This window comes from Paenibacillus sp. SEL3, from assembly GCF_054602585.1.
This window is the reverse complement of sequence record NZ_CM137725.1, coordinates 52,525-71,770: the sequence shown is the minus strand read 5'-3', so window position 1 is coordinate 71,770 and position 19,246 is coordinate 52,525. Positions and strand designations below refer to the sequence as shown.

Sequence of the window (19,246 nt, the reverse complement as noted above, 5' to 3'; positions counted from 1 at the left end):
ATCATGCAATTCAAAAAAATCGGCGTCATCGGCGGCGGCACCATGGGACAGGGGATTTCTGAAATGCTCGCGTCCAAAGGAATCGATGTGCTGCTGGTAGAGCAGACACCAGAGAAACTAGACTACGCCTACAATATGATTGAAACGAGTCTGGACAAACAACTGGAAAAGTGGGCAATTACTCAAGCTGAGAAAAAATTGATCTTATCCCGTATTCAAAAAGTAATCCATTTGGCGGAGCTCGGCAGCTGCGATATGGTCATTGAGACGATTACAGAGAATCTGGACGAGAAGAAAGCAGTGTTCCAAGAGCTAGACTATGTGTGTCCAAGCAATATTATTCTTGCAAGTAATACATCCACGCTGAGCCTGACCGAGCTTGCCAGCTCGACCAAGTATCCTGAGCGTGTTATTGGTATGCACTTTATTTATCCAGTATCCCGCATTGATCTTGTAGAAATTATTCGTGGTTTGAAAACTTCGGACGATACATTTGAAAACACTAAGATGTTTGTGGAAGAAATAGTGGAGAAAAAAGGAGTCATGATTTACGAATCTCCTGGATTCGTAACAAGCCGGATAATCTGTCTGTTGATTAACGAAGCGGCTCATGTACTGCAAGAGGGCGTAGCTTCCGCTGATGATATCGACGACGCTATGCGAATCGGCTACAGCTTCCAAAGCGGTCCTTTGGAAATGGCTGACCGCTTTGGTCTGGATTCCGTTTTGGCTGCTCTGGAGCGTATGTTCCGTGAATTCGGCGAATTGAAATATCGTCCGTCCATCGTACTGAAGAAAATGGTGCGTGCAGGTAATCTGGGCGTGAAATCGGGCGAAGGCTTCTTTAAGTACGACAAGGATGGTGACCGGATATGAAAATTCTCGTAATTAATGCAGGGAGTTCTTCCCTAAAATACCAATTGTATGATATGACGGACGAGTCCGTTCTGGCCAAAGGTTTGGTAGAGCGTATCGGTATGGATTCCTCCATTCTGACGCATAAGCCAACCAATAAAGAAGAATACACTGAAGTTAGCGAAATTCTGGAGCATACTACAGCCATCCGTAAAGTGCTGAACGCACTCACAGATGCTGAACATGGTGTAATCTCCAGTACTAGTGAAATTCAGGCTGTGGGCCACCGTGTGGTTCATGGAGGCGAAATCTTCAAACAGTCAGCAGTTGTAACGCCTGAAGCGAAGAGTGAAATCCGCCGCTTGTTTGACCTGGCGCCACTGCATAATCCCGCTTCCATGATGGGGATTAAAGCGGCTGAATTGAATATGCCAGATGTACCGCAGGTTGTAGTATTCGATACCTCGTTCCATCAAACCATGCCTGAAAAAGCTTATATGTACGCCATTCCAAGAGTGTTGTACAATAAGTACAAGGTTCGTCGTTACGGTGCCCACGGTACTTCTCATGATTTTGTGAGTAAGGAAGCAGCCAAATTCCTTGGTCGTCCTTTGGAAGACCTGAAGATTATCACTTGTCATATCGGTAATGGTGGTAGTGTAACAGCAGTTCAAGGCGGTTTGTCTGTTGATACTTCCATGGGGATGACTCCACTGGAAGGCCTTATGATGGGTACTCGTAGTGGTGATTTGGACCCAGCAATTGTACCTTATGTCATGAACAAAGAAGAATTGACTGTCAATGAAGTCAATTCCATGCTGAACAAGCATAGTGGACTTTTAGCTATCTCCGGTATCAGCAGTGACATGCGTGAAATCACAGAAGGTATGGAAAAAGGCGAAGCTAATTCTACATTGGCATTTGAGATGTATGAATACCGTCTGCGCAAATACATTGGATCGTATGCTGCCGCAATGAACGGGGTAGACGTAATTGCATTTACAGCAGGTGTAGGCGAGAACTCCATCGTTCTCCGTAAGAGAGTGTTGGAGCAATTGACATTCCTCGGTGTCGAGCTGGATGAATCGTTGAATGCTATTCGTTCTGGCGAGCCTCGCCGGATTACAACTGCAAATTCAAAGGTAGAAGTACTGATCATTCCAACGAACGAAGAACTGGTTATTGCCCGCGACACGTTCCGTCTGGTTCAGTAGTTCGGTTCGAAAGTGTAAACTTTATGCATGTGGACTATTGTTTGAGTTCCGCATGCACCAAACAGCGAGAGCAAACAGCCTGACCCAGGGGGAAGGGCTGTTTGATTTTCGGTTAAGAGGAGAGAGACGGTCATGACGAATAAAAGTACGATTGCCCAAGTGGGTCGCCATGTAGGGGAAACGGTTACAATCGGCGCTTGGGTAAACAATAAACGATCTAGTGGTAAAATTCAGTTCCTGCAACTGCGCGATGGTAGCGGGTATATTCAAGGGGTTATCGTGAAAAGCGAAGTGTCCGAGGATATTTGGAATGACGCCAAATCCTTGACTCAAGAGAGCTCCCTTTACGTTACTGGAGTGGTGCGTGAAGAACCGCGTAGCCAATCGGGCTTTGAATTAACGGTTACAGGCATTGAGATTATTCATTTGACCGAAAACTACCCGATTACACCCAAAGAGCACGGTGTAGATTTCCTGATGGATCATCGTCACTTGTGGTTGCGTTCCGCCAAGCAACGTGCTGTTCTGATCGTACGGGCGGAAATTATCCGTGCTGTACAGGAATTCTTTAACGGCAACGGCTTTACGAAGGTGGACCCACCCATTTTGACTCCTTCCTCTGCAGAAGGCACAACAGAGTTGTTCCACATTAAATATTTTGATGAAGATGCGTATTTGACACAAAGCGGACAGTTGTATATGGAAGCCGCGGCAATGGCGCTGGGCAAAGTGTATTCCTTTGGTCCAACTTTCCGTGCAGAAAAATCCAAAACACGTCGTCACCTGATTGAGTTCTGGATGATCGAACCTGAGATGGCTTTTGTGGATCATGAAGAATCCTTGCGCGTACAGGAGCAGTTTGTAAGCCATATCGTGCAATCTGTTCTGAAAAATTGTGCGAAGGAGCTTGAAACTATCGGACGCGATGTTTCGAAGCTGGAGCAAATTCAAGGCGAATTCCCACGTATTACGTATGATGAGGCGATTGCCTTCCTTCAAGGTGAAGGTTTCGATATCCCATGGGGGGAAGACTTTGGTGCTCCTCATGAAACGGCGATTGCCGAAAGATATAACAAGCCTGTGTTTATTACACATTGGCCGACACACATTAAGGCATTCTATATGAAACCAGACCCGACCCGTCCAGAGGTTGTTCTGTGTGCCGATATGATCGCTCCTGAAGGCTACGGCGAAATTATCGGGGGTTCCCAACGGATTGATGATCCAGCATTGATGGAAGAACGTTTTAACGAGCATAACTTGGCTCGTGAAGCCTACCAATGGTATATGGATCTGCGCACCTATGGTACCGTTCCGCATTCTGGTTTTGGACTGGGCCTGGAGCGTACAGTAGCATGGATTTGTGGACTCGATCATGTACGTGAAACGATTCCGTTCCCACGTATGCTGTATCGTTTGTATCCGTAACCGATGACCGGATCATTCGACAAGACATCAGCGGCAGAATGGGCGGAGGGAGTAGCCTTTGCTATGGAAGCCGGAATGGTCCAGATTCCCTACGCCCTGCTCAAGCATTATCGAACACTTCGGCTGGCAGATGGCGAAATGCTGCTACTGATGCAGTTGCTTGCCTTTAAACAAGCGGAACGTAATGAGTTTCCGACATGGGAGCAATTGCAGGCCCGTATCGGATGCACTGCGAACGAAATCGCGCTCTATTTCAGCAAGCTCATGAAAGAAGGATTTTTGAGAATCGATTCCGTAGAAGACCGTAGTTCATCCGTACAATTCGAACGTTACAATCTGACGGGGCTGTATCGTAAGTTGGCAGAATGTATGATCGCCGAACGTAACGAGCAGCCTGATGAAGATGACATTTTGTTTGCCGGAAAGCCGGATTTACTGAATGGAATATCGGAATCCCCGCTTACAGAAGAACGGAATTTGTTCACGATTTTCGAGAAAGAATTCGGACGACCATTATCACCGATGGAATACGAGACGATCACCAGCTGGGTGGATCAGGATCGGTATCCCGAGGAGCTTATTTTGCTGGCTTTGAAGGAAGCGGTATTTGCAGGGAAGGTACATTTCCGGTATATAGACCGTATTTTGCTGGAGTGGAGCCGAAACCGTGTCCGTAATGCACAGGATGCCAAAGAATACGCCCAGCGATTCCGTGGTGGCGGACGCAATTAATGTATCGGTCTAAATAGCTTTAATGATAGAGGACACACCATTCCATCAGGAGGGTGTGTCCTTTTTAAATTATTTTTTCGAAATACGCAGGGGAAGGAAATTTCCTGGCGTCTATAGTATTGGGAAGGGGGAGAGCGTCATTGATATAGAGAGAATCATTGAACGAATACGGTCTGGTGACCGGCAGGCATTCCGTGAGATCGTAGAGCTGTACAGCAAGCATGTATTTCATATCGCCTATTCGGTGCTACATGACAGCAAGGAAGCAGAAGATGCCGCGCAGGAGGCATTCGTTCAGGTGTACAAGTCTCTCCCCCAGTACCGGAACGAAGGTTTTAAAACGTGGCTGAGCCGAATTGCGCTCCACAAAGCGCTGGATATTAAGCGCAAACAGGACAGACGCCCCGCAGAGCTAATAGACGTCGCACAATCCCTTGTACAGCTCCCTTCCCGGGATGAGGATGTGCTGGCTCGTCTCATCCGCGAGGAGCAAATTAAAGAACTATCGCAAAAAATCGCTCAGTTGCCCCAGCAACATCGGGATATTATTCAAGCCTACTATATGCAGGGCAAAACCTACGACCAAATTGCAGAAGAGACGCAGGTAGCTTTAAAAACGGTAGAGTCGAGACTCTACCGGGCGCGACTATGGATTCGAAACCACTGGAAGGAGGAGGAATGGCAATGACTGACCAACAGGATAAACCGTGGATTGAAGGGAAATCGAATGACTGGCATGCTTACATTGCAGGAACTTGCACGATAGAGGAATCTGCCCGGCTGGAAAAGATCCTGCTGGAAGACGAACAGGCGCTGATGCTATATCTTGTTGCACTGGAACAAATGGAGTCAACTTTGAAAGATTATTCTGCCTGGATGGATACGGAGCGCTTCACAGATCAGGTAATGGCCGTTCTTCCCGAGCTAGAAGCTGAACCGAGTCAGGTTATGTTCAAAAAACGCCGCTGGTTTGAAAAACCTGTGTTTCACTATGTTGTCGCCGCAAGCCTAACGTTGATCTTGTTGTCCAGTGGAGCCTTTGACAAAATGATGCCGCAAACAGACGGAAAGCCGATTCCTCCAAAAGAACGCGTCTCTTACAGTGAAGAGGTCATGCGAGCTACCACGACCTGGCTCGATAAATTAAAGCCCTAAATCTTCGGATAAAGGGTGAGATAAAAAACGCAAAAACAACAACCTTCAGATGGGGACTTCATTAAAATTCCATAAATAGAAAGGAAGTGTAGCGATGCCTTATACGGAAAGAAGCAAGCTCTTGGCATTTCTATTGAACATCATTCCCGGTGTGGGACACTATTACTGGACCAGAAAAGCCAATGCGTTTGTATACACCATTTTGTTTTTCGGATGTCTGGCGGGAGGATTATTTTTTTCAGTGGTATCAAGAGACGAATTACCTTTATTGGCCAGTATGTTTGTTGCCGCTCTTTTTTGGGGGCTGAGTATGCTGCATATTATTATTAGCTTGTTGCGTTATGATCCTCGTGCAGCTGCTGTTCCATATCCCCCTCATGTAGGACCTAATCCATATGGTTTTTACTCGCAAAGTGGGCCTTATGGACAGGCTGGTTTAACAGGAGAGGTACCGGAGGAGGCAACACACTCAGATACGGATGCGCCGGGAGCAGGAATGGGATATGGCCCAGGCTATAACCATTATCAACAAGGACACTATGGTATGGCAGGATCACCTGCTTTTCAAAAAGGATCGGACAATGAACGCTTTTTTACGATTTTGCTGTCGTTCATTCCTGGATTGGGACACCTTCACTTGGGCCTGATGCAGCGTGGTTTGTCTTTTCTGCTATCTTTCTTTGGCTTTGGAGCGATCCTCGTTTTTATTACCAGCATTACAAACGAATCCGGATTTTTGGCGTTTGCGGGCGTGTTACCGATCATTTGGCTGTATTGCATGTTTGATGCGGTGCAGCATGTACATCGCAAACAAGCGGGAGAAATGCTTCAGGATCGTACTTTGTTTGAGGAACTGGAATATGGGAGAGTCGAGGGACGGCGGAGTAAAATGCTGGCTACCATTTTATCGGTATTTCCTGGTGCTGGACATATGTATATCGGTTTGCAAAAGCGTGGACTCCAGCTCATGCTTCTGTTTTTAGGAGGCATCTATGTACTGGACGTGCTGCATCTTTCACTTTTTTTGTTCCTGATTCCGGTGGTCTGGTTTTATAGCTTTTTTGATGCGTTGCAGCAAGTAAGCCGTTATGGACGGGAGCCGCTGATCGACAAGCCTGTGATCGGTATGTTTGCACAATATCACCGCTGGGTAGGCTTGGGGTTGCTATTGCTAGGAGCCTATTACATCTTAATCAACGTATTAGTTCCTACTTTGGATCGTCTGTTTCCGAATGGAGAGATTTATAATTTGGTTGACATGTATCTACGAACGATTATCGTATCCTTATTGTTGATCGGCGGTGGTATTTGGATGATGATCGGGAATTCCAAATCTAAACGAGTAAAGGAGAAGCAATAGAATGGATACTGAATTTTCAAAGAGTGAGGCTCCCTTTAAGGGAGCCCATCATCCTCAGAGCGATGGAGGAGGCTCCACAGGTATATTGGGTACATCATCTAACAAAAATAATTCCTCTAAAGCGTCAAACGCTCCGGCAGGGGTGTGGAAAGTCGGAAGGCTGTCCATGGGACTTTTCCTCGTCCTGCTGGGGAGTATAACGTTTGCCTCCAAGTTTTGGGGAGCAGGCATACTGGACCAGGCTTTGACCTGGTGGCCTGTCGTTTTTGTTTTGCTAGGTTTGGAAATTTTAATGTATACTGCTTGGAAGGGGACGCGTGAGCGTATTCGTTATGATGTATTCAGTATGTTTATTACGGCGGTATTGGTTTTTTGCTGTATCGGATTTGCCTTGGTCAGTTCATTGGGGATCACTCCGCAAGTCAGAGAAATAATGAGTTCGGTTCAGGAAACAAGGGTTCTCCCAGACTGGCATGAAAAACTGCCTGTCGAAGTGAACAAAGTGATTGTACAGGGAGAAGATCCTTATGCGGTCAAAATTGACGCAACCAGCTCACCGGAAGTGCATGTGTTCGGAAGTTATGTATACACAGGCAAAGAGGACGAAATAAAGGGTCAAGATTTATATCAGACCAAGCAAATCGGCGATACCTTGTATGTATTACTGGGTCAAATTCCGACACGGTTTATGCAGACTCAACAGCAGCTTGATGTTACGATTGCTGTACCTGAGGGAATTACGGTTACTGTGCGCGATAGCCGAGGAAATATAATTGAAAAATAGGGAGATTTTCCGGCTCCAACTTTACATTTTGTATCATTCACGCGATACTTGAAAAGGAAGCCTGAGATGTCATCCATGTCGCTAACTAATGGTGCATTTGCTTATCAGGCGAAACTTGATGGTGTGCAGTCGAATAGCGATTGTGATCGGAAATGAGGGAGAAAAATGATTTCGTTGAATCCTGATACGCTTACAGGGCGTGAAAATTATAAGCTGTTGACCGGAAGTATTATTCCAAGGCCGGTAGCCTTTGTAACGACTTTGAGCAGCGAAGGGGTGCTGAATGGTGCGCCGTTCAGTTATTTTTCCATCGTTGCTTCCGAGCCGCCACTGCTGTCTGTATCCGTACAACGTGTCGATGGAGTATCCAAAGATACAACACGTAATGCGATGGAGCATAAAGCTTTTGTCGTACATATCACAGACGAGGACAATGTGGGAGCGGTGAATGTGACGGCTTCCCGTCTGTCGCCGCAGGAGAGTGAGGTTACACTGGCAGGCCTTACCCCGATAAAAAGTACAAAAATCGCAGTTCCCGGTGTGACAGAAGCGAAAATACGTATGGAATGTATTCTGGAACAGGTGATACCGCTAGGAGGCAAGGAGGACACACCTGCTTGTGATCTGTTAATCGGACGCGTAGTGCAGTATCATTTATCCGAGGAAGCGTACCAAAATACGTATGTGATTGCTAAGGAGTTGCGTCCAGTAAGTCGGTTGGCTGGGAACAATTATGCGAAGCTAGGAGAGCAATTCACGCTGGAGCGTCCCCAATAGGGGGCGCTTTTTTTTTCAGCATGCCTAAAATTACATCGGAAGGATTCTTATTCATCACATTTCCTTTATGAAGGCTATGTTTAATCTGAATGTTGATATTATTGTGGTGTTTCGAGAGCCAAGTGTTTAAAGTGAGTCCCTATTTTGTTGGAGTTCCCTGATGAAAAAACATTTGCCATTGACCATCGTTTAGTTTCCAAATTGAACTTCTTAATGACCTATTTCCATCGTCAATCGATTTAGTACAGTATGTTGTATGTACAAAATCCGACGACAACAACTTTATTTTAAAGTTGGTAATTATAAATGGTATGTAGTTCAAAGGAGCTCTATCATTTAAAAAAATTAATTGCAATGCTTTGTCGTATTTTTTACCCGAGGAGCCATATCACCTCAACTAAGATTTCATGTCACCACTAGGATAGGAAACTTTTTAATAAAAAAGAGAACGTACCGTGCTTTTCGCTCAGGCTCCGTTCTCGATATTCAATAACCACTTTTACAAATAATGATACACATCTTTGAAATTTATGAGTTTATTTACTTCAAAGTTTTCAGCAGCAGGGAGCGATACGTCGTTTCAAACAAAAATTCAAACGCCTCCAAATGCTTTTTAGCCTCAAATACATCACGGCCCCACGCATAAATGCCGTGGTTACGCAATAAAATTCCAGGCACCTGATCATTCAGTACACCAGGCACCAGCCTGGCAATCGAGGCAATATCCGCGTAGTTAGGCAGCACAGGAATATCAATCGCAGCATTTTCTTCCCAAATGTTAAAAGCCTTGATCAGCTCAATGCCTTGGATAGGTACAGCGCCTTGCTCACCGTAATATTCTGAAATCAGATTGTTAAACACGGTATGCACATGAAAAACGGCTCCACAGCCTGTCAGGCGGTAAATTTCGCAATGGATAAGCGTCTCTGCGCTTGGCTTGAGGTTTGTGGCTTCTGCCGCTTTTCCGTGCTGGTCTACGAACAGAAAATCTTCCGGAGTGCGCTTGGTTTTATCTTTGCCGCTGGCGGTAACTGCAAAATAAAATTGTTCAGGATGAAAGTCACCGATTCGGATCGACAAATTACCGCTCGTGCCTGGGAACCAGTTGCGAGATGCGAATAGTTCTTTGACATCAGCGATTTCTTCCAGTGCGCGGCGTTTTTCTTCCAATGAAATGTCTGCCAAGTTAAAACTCATTTACAGCACCCCTTGCTCCTGTTTTTGCTTTAAATCCTCGATAATGTCATCAAATGTTTCAAAGGGTACATGTGGTACGCCAAGTTCTTGACACTTTAAAGTCAGATGCGAACGGGAGTACACAAGATCGGCAATTTTAGCTCCTTCAAAATCGGTCAGGCTGTCGCCGATCAAAATCCGTTCATATTGTTCGGGAGAGTATTGACGAATCACAGTCGTTTTACACATGCCGCAGTCATTTGTACACGGCTCCTCACATGGATGCGGCCACGTAATCTGGATGCGCTCCTCGGAAAAATCTGCTTTGTTGCAATAGACGTGGTCGTGTGGAATATCGAATGGTTTTAGCAATGGATCAATAAAAAAATCAATGCCGCCGCTGGTAACGAAAAATTCAATCTGCTGCTCCCGTACATAGTCCAAAAAGCGTGCAAAGCCCTCGCGTATACCAGCTTGTCCAAGTACATATGAGATAATTTCGCCCTTTTGCTCCGAAGGCATCAAGGCGAACATCGCACCTACGCCTTCACGAATGGATGTATGCCCATTTACGATCTGATGCATGATGGGCTCACAGCCTGCAGGCTGAAAATGCTTCATAATGGCGACAATATTATCGCTGTTCGTAATTGTCCCGTCAAAATCGCAAAAAATGACGGGCTTCTTTGCTGTGCTCATCGTTCACCTCCCCATATGTCAAGCGCAGATTGCAGCTCGGGGTGAGTACGGGCGTATTCTGCCAGCGGGACATTCTGCTGTACGGCTTCAATCGCCTGCACAAAGGCGCGCCCACCGGCTTCTGTACCTAGCGGATGGCCGTGAATCCCACCCCCGGCGTTGACAACAACGTCAGTACCAAAGTCACGTACAATTAACGGCACGAGGCCCGGGTGAATCCCTGCGGAAGGGACAGGCATGCTGGCCTTCAGCGGTAGATCAGGGGTGATCAGTTCATCGCGGATCGCCATGTTTTCCTCACGCGGCATCGTCACTGAGCCGTAGGGAGAAGGGAAGAGGACGAGGTCAGCGCCAGCCAGCCGCATAAGCTGACCAAGTAGAACGGACGCCGATATACCATAATGTGGCGACGGATAAGCAGCTCCCGCCAACGAAGGATGAGCAGCAATTGGCACCGAGACGGCGGGATCGCTGCTAAGTTCATGCAGCACATCGTAACCGTAGGCCAACACGTTAAACAGTAACGCGTTGGCACCCGCGTCGATGGCCTTGAGAGCTTGCGTCTTAAGCTGCGAGGTCGGCCCCGTTAAATTAGCCGCATACAGCAGCTTTTTACCGGTTTCGCGCTCAGCCGCTTCGGCAGCTTTGATGCAGGCTTCGACTCGTTTCTCAATTGGTGTCAGCGCATTTTCAAACAAGATCTCGTCATCCTTGATCAGATCGACACCGCCGAGAGCCTGCCGGGTAAACTGTTCACGAAGTTCGTCCAAATTGAGGCCAATCACAGATTTGAAAATGCTCATGAGCAGAGGGCGATCATGCACGCCGAGCTGCTCGCGCAAGCCGCTGATACCGAATTTCGGTCCGGGAAAAGCAGAGCGGAAGGCTTCCGAGAAACCCAGCTTCGTTAGTTTAATTCGGCCGTCCATCGAAATTTTGCCGAAGACTGTGACCAGCAGTGCGGGAATATCCCGGCTGAAGTTGACATCCGGGTAAGCGATGGTCAGGTCGGCGTACCGTTCACCAGGACCTCCATCGTGAATATCCACAGAATGAACCGAGCCAAGATGCTTTTGCATCGCGTCCCGTTTGGCTTGCGGGAGCTCAGTCCAGCTGCCCACCGTCATGCCGATGGCAATAGATTGGGCCTTTTGGTTAAAATCGGCTTTGTCATCGTATACCCGGTAGGTCGCCAAGCAATAGCTCATTCAATTCCCTCCTTGAGTACAGCTCCCATCTCGCGGGATCGTTCAGCGCACCGCTGCACCGCCGCAATCACCGTTTCATAGAAGTCACCTTTGTCCAGCATTTCCAATGCAGCTACCGTAGAGCCATTAGGAGACATGATTTTGTGGCGAAGGGCAGAAGGCTCCTCTCCGGTTTGCTGTACCATGCGTGCCGCTCCAAGCGCGGTTTGCACCGTTAGTTCGTGCGCTTGCTCAGGGGTCAAGCCACCACGAATTCCCCCGGCAATCATGGCTTCCATCAGATAGTAGACATAGGCAGGGCCGCTTCCAGATATCCCGGTCAAAACATCCATTTTCTCTTCCTCTATAACCGTCACCGTACCTACAGATTCGAACATCGTAAGCACATTTTTACGCTGGTTTTCGCTGATCTCTTTGGAAAAGCTAATGCCTGTAGCTCCCAGCCCAATCGAGCTGGATGTATTGGGCATCGTCCGTGCGATCGGCTGCTTGCGACCCAGTAAGGTTTGCATCGTACGAATGGACAATCCAGCGATGACCGATATGATCAGCTGCTCATCAGACAGAAGTGGGCCGAGCTGTCCAAGTGCTTGTGCAGCATCCTTGGGCTTCATGGCAAGCACAAGGACTGGAGAACGACGCAGAAGCTCGGTTTTGGCGGCATCCTCGGTTTGGTACAAGACTCCATATTGCTTTTGGAGTTCCTCAAGACGAGCCTGATTACTGCGGTTGATAACGGTAATACCACTACGTTTAACGACAGAACGAGCCGTCATTCCACGAATAATAGCCTCTGCCATTGATCCTGCCCCGAAAAACGTAATTTGCTCGTTAATTAAAACTTTCGTTTGTGATTCACACATAGATTCATAACCTCCAAGGATACGGATTGATTTTTGTTATTATTCCCTGATTTGTCCAGTACCGTACACGCGATATTTGGTTGAAGTCAAGGCAGGCAATCCCATTGGACCACGGGCATGTAATTTTTGTGTGCTGATTCCGATCTCGGCACCAAACCCGAACTCAAAGCCATCCGTGAAGCGGGTAGAGGCATTGTGGTACACGGCTGCCGCGTCCACTTCTTGCAGAAAACGCTCGACATGGGCTTGGTCCTCGGTGACAATACACTCAGAATGCATCGTACCGTAACGGGCAATGTGCTCCAGTACTTCGTCCAAATTGTCCACGACCTTGACGTTCATAATGTAATCATTATACTCGGTGCCATAGTCCTCTTCTGTGGCAGGAACAGCCCAAGGAGCCAATTCTCGTGTGCGTGCGCAGCCGCGTAGCTCGACCCCCGCATCACGAAAGCGTTCTGCCAATCCTGTTAAGTGTGCTTTTGCATAATCCGAGTGTACGAGCAGTGTTTCCATCGAGTTACACACGGACGGTCTTTGCACCTTGGCATTCAGTGTAATCGCTTCGGCCATTGCTGCATCCGCTGTAGCGTCCAAAAAGGTATGGCACACACCTGCTCCGGTTTCGATGACAGGTACGGTAGCGTTCTGAACAACATTTTGAATGAGTGAACGCCCGCCACGTGGAATAATTACATCCAGCAAGCCGTTCAAGGTGAGCATTTCGTTGACCGAGGCACGGTCTGAATCTTCAATAAGTTGAAGTGCCTCGCGTGGCACAGCTGTTGCGTCTAATGCCTGCTGGAGTACTTCGATAATCTTGCGGTTGGAGAAGAGGGCGGCCGAACCACCGCGTAGCACAACCGGATTACCTGTTTTCAAGCACAGGCCCGCGGCATCCACGGTTACATTTGGACGCGCTTCATATATGATGCCGATGACACCCAGCGGCACACGTATCTTCTCAATTCGCAGACCGTTTGGACGTTCAATTTGCTCAAGGGTGTCGCCGACCGGGTCAGGTAGTGCCACAATTTGGCGTAATCCTTCGGCAATTGCCCCGATTCGGTCCTCGGTCAGCGTGAGGCGGTCGAGCAGCGATTCCGATGTTCCCAATTCCCGTCCATGTTTCAGGTCATTATGGTTTGCTGCAATCAGCTCTTCAGTATGGTTTACTAGAGCTTCAGCCATAGCAAGCAATGCTTCGTTTTTCTGTGCTGTAGTCAGGCGATTCATGACCCCGGCACTTTTTTTGGCAAGATTCGCTTTGGTTCGTACTTCGCTAAACTGATTCTCCTCGGTTGTAGCTGTGTTTGTCGTTAAATCACTCATGTTACGGCCTCCCTACATACATAATGTAATCCATTCATCCCTGTGAATCACCTCAAGCCGGTGAATGGGACCAATTTTGCCCACAACCTCACCGCTCGGTAATCCTTGTACCATTCGAAGCTGTTCATCGTCATAATTGACGATGCCGCGTCCTAACACTTTATTTTCCGGTCCGAGCACCTCAACGACATCTCCGGCATGAAAGCTGCCCTCGACACGTCGTACGCCAACCGGAAGTAGACTGTGTCCTCCGTGAACCAGCGCGTCCTCGGCCCCTTCGTCTACATGCACCGCGCCCAGAGGGGTGGACATAAATCCAAGCCATTGTTTTTTCATCGGAAGTGAAGAGAGGTGAGTGTCAAAATATGTTCCCGGTCCGTGTCCTTCAACGGCTGCGTCTAGATCGCCATTCGCGCTTACACGTCCCACATATACAGGCACACCGCCGCGTGTAGCGACTTTGGCAGCTTCGATCTTGGATCGCATGCCGCCAGTACCTACAGACGATCCAGAACCTCCAGCTAATGCATAAATCTCCTCTGTAATTTCTTCGATACGTTCAAAACGTACGGCATTCGGATGCTTGCGCGGATCTGCCGTATATACGCCATCGGTGTCCGTAATGATAATCAGATGCTGAGCTTTGACCAGATTGGCAACCAGCGCGGACAGCATATCGTTATCGCCGAATTTCAATTCGTCAATTGATACCGTGTCATTTTCGTTAAAGATCGGGATAACCTGCTGGCGCAGCAATTCTTCTACGGTCATTCCGGCATTGTTCATCCGTTTGCGGATCAAAAAGTCACTACGGGTAAGCAGAACCTGCGCGATCACTAGGTCAAAATCTTTAAAAGCCTGCTCATAGGCCTGCATGAGAAGAGCTTGGCCAACAGCCGCTGCCGCCTGCTTTTCATGTAGCAGCTTAGGGCGAAACGGGTACCCAATCTCTCTGAATCCGGCGGCTACTGCGCCTGATGTAACCAGCAGCACTTCATAACCTTTTGCACGAAGCAAGCTGATTTCCCGGGCAAAATAAGCGATGGCTTCCCGATTCAAGCCACCTTCCACTCCAGTTAGAGAGCTGCTACCGATTTTAATGACGATACGTGTTGACATGACGTCCACTTCCTTAATTTTACTCTTTTTAATGCAAAAAAACTTCCATCCTTTGTATGCAAAGGACGAAAGTTTGTGCTTCCGCGGTACCACCTTCATTGATGATTCATGATCATCCCACTTGAAACCTGTTAACGGCAGGGGCCGCCTGATTGCGCAGGGCGCTCGGGGATAGGAGTTGGGAGAGAGTCCAGGTAAATTCTTGCAGCCTATCGGAATTTACTCTCTGAACAGGACCGGGTCTCTCTTAATAGTCCCTTCAACGCGCTAAATGATATTGGATACAGAATACCACGAAAAGACCAGGTTTGGCAAAGAAGTTGTAGCTGGAAAATACGGATTAACCAAACAGGTTTAGCTTGCCAATTCGATCAGCCGCCTCGGTCAGTCGAGCTTCTGAGCTCAGCAGCCCCGCTCGCACATATCCTTCGCCGCCACTCCCGAAGCCGATCCCTGGAGCGACAGCCACCTTGGCTTCCCGCAACAACAGATCAGCAAAAGAAGTAGAAGTATAGCCCTGCGGCACAGGCAACCAACTGAAAAAGGAGCCGCTTGGGCGTGTCGCCTTCCAGCCGATTTGCCCAAGTGCATCATAAAAAGCGTTACGGCGCGATTCATAACGGGCAACCAGCTCGCTTACGCAGTTCTGCGAGGCCGTTAAGGCTGTCGCAGCCGCTGACTGAATGCCGCCAAACAAGCTTACATAAATATGATCCTGCAGCAGGTTAATCATCGAGATGATTTCGGCATTACCGAGCGCGAAACCAACACGCCAGCCCGCCATATTGTACGTTTTGGACAAGGTATAGAACTCAATCCCCACGTCTTTAGCACCCTTAGCCTGTAGGAAGCTTACCGGACGTTCGCCATCAAATCCAATAGCGCCATAGGCAAAATCACTGGCAACCACAATGCCGTTACGTTGCGCGAATTCAACCGTATCCTCGTAAAAGGAAAGTGGAGCAGTAGCCGAGGTAGGATTATTCGGATAGTTAAGGAACATTAGCTTAGCGCGGCGGCGGTCTTCCGCGGAAATGGCTTCATAGTCGGGCAGAAAACGATTCTCTTCCTTTAATGACAGAAAAGACATTTCCGCTTTAGCCAAGGCTACACCTGACCAGTAGTCCGGATAACCGGGATCAGGGACGAGACACATATCGCCGGGATTGAGTAAAACTTGCGGTAGCTGAACCAAGCCTGTTTTCCCGCCAAACAGGATGGCGACCTCGGTTTCAGGATTGAGCGTTACACCGTAATCCTCCTGATAGCGCTGGGCAACGGCTTCCTTGAGAAAGCTATAACCGCGAAATGGCGAATATTTATGATATAGCGGGTTATCTGCTGATTCCTGCAAAGCTTTTACAATATGAGAAGGAGTGGGGGTATCGGGGTTCCCCTGTCCGAGATTAATGACATCATGCCCCGCCGCGATTTCACGGTTTACATTTTGTACAAGTGTGGCAAAAAATTGAGTGGGTAACTGTTTCATGACGTCAGAGGAAGGAATAGAAAAATGAGTCATCCATGTACACGACCTTTTGGAATAGTTTAAGAAATAATCTATCACGATTTTACCGAGCTGTATAGGGGGAATTAAGCTTGCATGGTTGCGTAATCCAGACTGATCGGGCTATGATGGGAGAAAATACCGGACAATGGGTCACGAGAAGCTCCGGCTCACAAGGAGGATGAAGGATTTTGACGTATCAGGAAGCTCAGCCGTTCAGTGTTGCACTCATACAAGCTCACATAGAGATAGGAAATCCCCCGGAAAACCGCAGTCATATCCGAGCTTTAATGGAACAAGCGATGAAAGCCGAACTGAGGCCGGATCTGATTGTCCTGCCAGAAATGTGGAACACAGGCTATGCCTTGGAGCGCATTCATGAGCTGGCGGACAAGGAAGGAACGGAGACCCGGGCATGGATAGCAGCATTCGCTGCCACCCACCAAGTGAACGTAGTAGCTGGGTCGATCGCAGAGAAAAAAAGCGACGGTCATGTGTATAATACGATGCTTGTTTTTGACCGAACAGGCAGAGAGGTTGCTTCGTATTCCAAAATTCATCTATTCCGACTTATGGATGAAGAAAAATATTTGCAGCCTGGCGAAGAAAAGGTTTTATTCGCACTGGATGATGGGATTCAGGCAGGTGCGTCGATCTGCTATGATATCCGGTTTCCTGAACTAGCCCGCAGTTTGGCTCTGTCGGGCGCGAATTTGCTGATCGTACCCGCAGAATGGCCTCATCCTCGGCTGCATCACTGGCGCACCTTGCTGACCGCACGTGCTATAGAAAATCAAATGTATGTCATTGCTTGTAACCGGGTAGGTCGCAGCGGAGAAACTGATTTCTTCGGGCATTCACTTATTATTGATCCATGGGGAGAAATCATTGCTGAGGGCGGAGAGCAGGAGGAGATTCTCACAGGAACGATTGAGTCTGCCTTGGTGCAGGACGTGCGTGGTCGTATTCCGGTGTTTGAAGATCGGCGTCCCTCACTGTATGACCGATAATCAGTGTAGAAAGGAATACTCCATGCTTAAGGAACGCATTGAATTTTTGTGTAAAAAGAAAAACCTGTCCCGTAAAGAGCTGGTAGACGGGCTGGTGACACCTGCACATTTTGCGAATATACTGGCCGACCGTTACCCGTTAGCAGAGGATCTGGCTGAGCAAATTGCTGGGCGTTTAGGTGTAAACCCATCGTACCTCTTACGTGCAGCGGCAGAGGATGAGGAAACGCTGGCTACAGCGGATAAGATTTTTACAGAGCTGTCCAAGCTGGCTAATCCTGCCACGGAAGGCTATGTGGATCAGCTGGAGGATCGCAACGATTCACTGGTAGTGGAAATGACGACTTATTTGATGAAGGCCGTTTATTACCAGCAATTAAATGACCCAACGGCCTATGAATATTTACATCAAACCTATTTGAATTTTTATTTGGAGAAGTTTGGTCGTTCGGATGAGGTGGAGCTGCCCGCACCGCTAAAAAAAGCAATTTTATTTTATAAAATCCAGTATCTCCGCTCTAAAAATCATTATTATGATGTGCTGAATAACGTTACGCAGTTAATCCGATTGGTGGAAGAGGGGACGGAAAACTGGCTCAATGCGCAAAACATTATGATGGAGGCCTGCATTCAGGTTAAGCAATTTGATCAGGCGAAGCAGGTATTCGAGCAGACGATGCGAAGGGTGTATGATGATCGGCTTTTTCACCGTTTGACGGGCCTGTATGTAGCTTACAGCGGATATTGTTTTGCCATGGGTTCTGTACAGGAAGCACTGTTAACGCTGTCTATGGCTGAGGCCAATCTAGTCTATTTGGAAAATGCGGCAGATATGCTCACGACCATCCTGAACAACCGGATTATTATGCTGACATCGATTGGAGAGCTGGACAAGGCATTGGAGGAAGTAGGGCGTTTTGAAGCGCTGGTGAGTCGGGAGCGGGAGGAAATGCAGCAGATGATGCTGCCCGTTACGCTGATATATCGTTGTGAGATTGCGTTTGTGCGGAAAAATTGGGGCCTTCTCTCACAGCATTTGGATCAGCTTCGCCAAACCAATCTGACAACAGATCAGCAAATGGGGCTTGATTTTTATGAAAGCCAGCTTGCGCTTGCTCAGGGAAATCAGGACGCCTTTTGGATGCATGCCTTGCAATGCTTGCCTTATTTTGAAGCTCTTCAGCATCCAGCGCGGCTTGAACAGTTATATGAAACGCTGGCTGTGGTGTCCGAGGACAGTCGTCGTTATAAAGAATCATCTGCGTATTATCGTAAACTGGTCTATCTTTTAAGAAAAAAATAGTCAGAAATCATTCGCTTTTCACAAAACTATCGGATAGATTGTTCGAAAGAATACTCGGAAGTGTGCAAAATTTTGTGCGAACCGTGCCAAAGTTCAAAAATAAACCGACAAAATACAGGTTGAAGCTCCTGTTTTTCCGGTTTTTTTGTATGTGCCAAAACGTATTGTGATGTCAGGAACCGTCTTCTATACTGAATTCATAAGGTACGACAATACAAAATACGAGGTGCAATCACATGATGAACTTTTTCGGTAAAAAGAAAAAACAGCAGGATGCGATAGAACAAGCAGACCAACTGATGAATAAAGGCCTGTCAGGCTTATTTATGAAAGGTCTAGTACCCAAAGAGCATCGGGAACAGATCAACCAAAGCCTAAATTCGGCAAGACAAGCTCAAACAGCGGCTAACGGTGGTTTGGCGATGGCAGCGACTGCGGTTATTATTTCGGTAACAGATACCGGGAAGCTCGTGAATTTTGATCCGATCGTAGTGCTAGTGCTAGATGTGACAGAAATTAACGGCAATCGATACCAAAAAACGTTGGAAACGCTCGTATCCAAGCTGCAAATCCCGCGGCCTGGAGATACGGTGGGTCTGGGAAGCAACCCGAAAAATCCATCAGAGCTGATCTATATGGGTCTGGTGACAGCGTAAAATGAATGAGGTGTTTCACCCTATCTTGCTGACATATATTTTAAACAGATGATTGAAAAGGGGTTTTG

General features: G+C 47.6%; 20 protein-coding genes. 12 read left to right on the top strand and 8 right to left on the bottom strand.

Annotation, left to right across the window (positions count from 1 at the left end; translation table 11 throughout):
* The first annotated feature begins 3 nt into the window (after positions 1-3).
* From ACYCS5_RS00335 to ACYCS5_RS00295, 9 genes are all read left to right on the top strand, one after another.
* Complete coding sequence (locus ACYCS5_RS00335) at positions 4-876, top strand: 3-hydroxyacyl-CoA dehydrogenase family protein (protein ID WP_165146928.1); 873 nt, start codon at positions 4-6, stop codon at positions 874-876.
* Entirely contained in the window at positions 873-2,069 is a 1,197-nt protein-coding gene (locus tag ACYCS5_RS00330; RefSeq protein ID WP_039271124.1) for an acetate/propionate family kinase, read from the top strand. The genes ACYCS5_RS00335 and ACYCS5_RS00330 overlap by 4 nt, the downstream gene beginning before the upstream one ends.
* Positions 2,070-2,201: 132 nt before the next feature.
* Positions 2,202-3,497 carry an asparagine--tRNA ligase gene (gene asnS, locus ACYCS5_RS00325; protein ID WP_013310674.1) on the top strand — a complete coding sequence of 432 codons (1,296 nt, stop codon included), beginning with the start codon at positions 2,202-2,204 and terminating at the stop codon, positions 3,495-3,497.
* A 3-nt stretch (positions 3,498-3,500) separates the two neighbouring features.
* Complete coding sequence (locus ACYCS5_RS00320) at positions 3,501-4,229, top strand: DnaD domain-containing protein (RefSeq protein ID WP_039271126.1); 729 nt, start codon at positions 3,501-3,503, stop codon at positions 4,227-4,229.
* A gap of 22 nt (positions 4,230-4,251) precedes the next feature.
* Positions 4,252-4,917 carry an RNA polymerase sigma factor gene (locus ACYCS5_RS00315; protein ID WP_459760630.1) on the top strand — a complete coding sequence of 222 codons (666 nt, stop codon included), beginning with the start codon at positions 4,252-4,254 and terminating at the stop codon, positions 4,915-4,917.
* Positions 4,914-5,384: a hypothetical protein gene (locus ACYCS5_RS00310; RefSeq protein ID WP_165146919.1), complete on the top strand. Its 471-nt coding sequence runs from the start codon at positions 4,914-4,916 to the stop codon at positions 5,382-5,384. Before ACYCS5_RS00315 ends, ACYCS5_RS00310 begins: the two co-directional genes overlap by 4 nt.
* A 94-nt stretch (positions 5,385-5,478) precedes the next feature.
* Entirely contained in the window at positions 5,479-6,744 is a 1,266-nt protein-coding gene (locus ACYCS5_RS00305; RefSeq protein WP_459760629.1) for a multi-tm2 domain protein, read from the top strand.
* Position 6,745: 1 nt separating this feature from the next.
* Positions 6,746-7,528 carry a hypothetical protein gene (locus ACYCS5_RS00300; protein ID WP_459760628.1) on the top strand — a complete coding sequence of 261 codons (783 nt, stop codon included), beginning with the start codon at positions 6,746-6,748 and terminating at the stop codon, positions 7,526-7,528.
* Positions 7,529-7,693: 165 nt separating this feature from the next.
* The gene (locus ACYCS5_RS00295) at positions 7,694-8,305 is read left to right on the top strand and encodes a flavin reductase family protein (RefSeq protein ID WP_069011515.1); all 612 of its coding nucleotides are present in this window, start codon (positions 7,694-7,696) and stop codon (positions 8,303-8,305) included.
* 139 nt (positions 8,306-8,444) lie between these two features.
* On the opposite strand, the gene ACYCS5_RS00290 is transcribed toward ACYCS5_RS00295, so the two are convergent.
* The 8 genes from ACYCS5_RS00290 to ACYCS5_RS00255 form a co-directional block, all read right to left on the bottom strand.
* Positions 8,445-8,660 carry a hypothetical protein gene (locus ACYCS5_RS00290; protein WP_459760627.1) on the bottom strand — a complete coding sequence of 72 codons (216 nt, stop codon included), beginning with the start codon at positions 8,658-8,660 and terminating at the stop codon, positions 8,445-8,447.
* A gap of 185 nt (positions 8,661-8,845) precedes the next feature.
* Positions 8,846-9,502, bottom strand: coding sequence for a methylthioribulose 1-phosphate dehydratase (locus tag ACYCS5_RS00285; RefSeq protein ID WP_459760626.1), 657 nt, complete (start codon positions 9,500-9,502; stop codon positions 8,846-8,848).
* Entirely contained in the window at positions 9,503-10,180 is a 678-nt protein-coding gene (locus tag ACYCS5_RS00280) for a 2-hydroxy-3-keto-5-methylthiopentenyl-1-phosphate phosphatase (protein ID WP_029517384.1), read from the bottom strand. It abuts the gene before it with no gap.
* Complete coding sequence (locus tag ACYCS5_RS00275; RefSeq protein WP_165146885.1) at positions 10,177-11,388, bottom strand: 2,3-diketo-5-methylthiopentyl-1-phosphate enolase; 1,212 nt, start codon at positions 11,386-11,388, stop codon at positions 10,177-10,179. Before ACYCS5_RS00275 ends, ACYCS5_RS00280 begins: the two co-directional genes overlap by 4 nt.
* A complete protein-coding gene (proC, locus tag ACYCS5_RS00270; protein WP_069011517.1) occupies positions 11,385-12,251 on the bottom strand; it encodes a pyrroline-5-carboxylate reductase in 867 nt (288 codons plus the stop codon). The genes ACYCS5_RS00275 and proC overlap by 4 nt, the downstream gene beginning before the upstream one ends.
* A 39-nt stretch (positions 12,252-12,290) precedes the next feature.
* On the bottom strand, positions 12,291-13,583 hold the full coding sequence (locus tag ACYCS5_RS00265) for a glutamate-5-semialdehyde dehydrogenase (protein ID WP_039271142.1): 1,293 nt from the start codon (positions 13,581-13,583) through the stop codon (positions 12,291-12,293).
* Positions 13,584-13,595: 12 nt separating this feature from the next.
* Entirely contained in the window at positions 13,596-14,801 is a 1,206-nt protein-coding gene (proB, locus tag ACYCS5_RS00260) for a glutamate 5-kinase (RefSeq protein WP_069011518.1), read from the bottom strand.
* A gap of 241 nt (positions 14,802-15,042) precedes the next feature.
* The gene (locus ACYCS5_RS00255; protein WP_029517389.1) at positions 15,043-16,224 is read right to left on the bottom strand and encodes a pyridoxal phosphate-dependent aminotransferase; all 1,182 of its coding nucleotides are present in this window, start codon (positions 16,222-16,224) and stop codon (positions 15,043-15,045) included.
* A gap of 176 nt (positions 16,225-16,400) precedes the next feature.
* On the opposite strand from ACYCS5_RS00255, the gene ACYCS5_RS00250 reads away from it, so the two are divergent.
* From ACYCS5_RS00250 to ACYCS5_RS00240, 3 genes are all read left to right on the top strand, one after another.
* Entirely contained in the window at positions 16,401-17,219 is an 819-nt protein-coding gene (locus ACYCS5_RS00250; protein WP_069011519.1) for a carbon-nitrogen family hydrolase, read from the top strand.
* Positions 17,220-17,241: 22 nt separating this feature from the next.
* Entirely contained in the window at positions 17,242-18,522 is a 1,281-nt protein-coding gene (locus ACYCS5_RS00245) for a helix-turn-helix domain-containing protein (protein WP_029517391.1), read from the top strand.
* Between the two features lie 236 nt (positions 18,523-18,758).
* A complete protein-coding gene (locus ACYCS5_RS00240; RefSeq protein ID WP_029517392.1) occupies positions 18,759-19,178 on the top strand; it encodes a hypothetical protein in 420 nt (139 codons plus the stop codon).
* Positions 19,179-19,246: the final 68 nt, after the last annotated feature.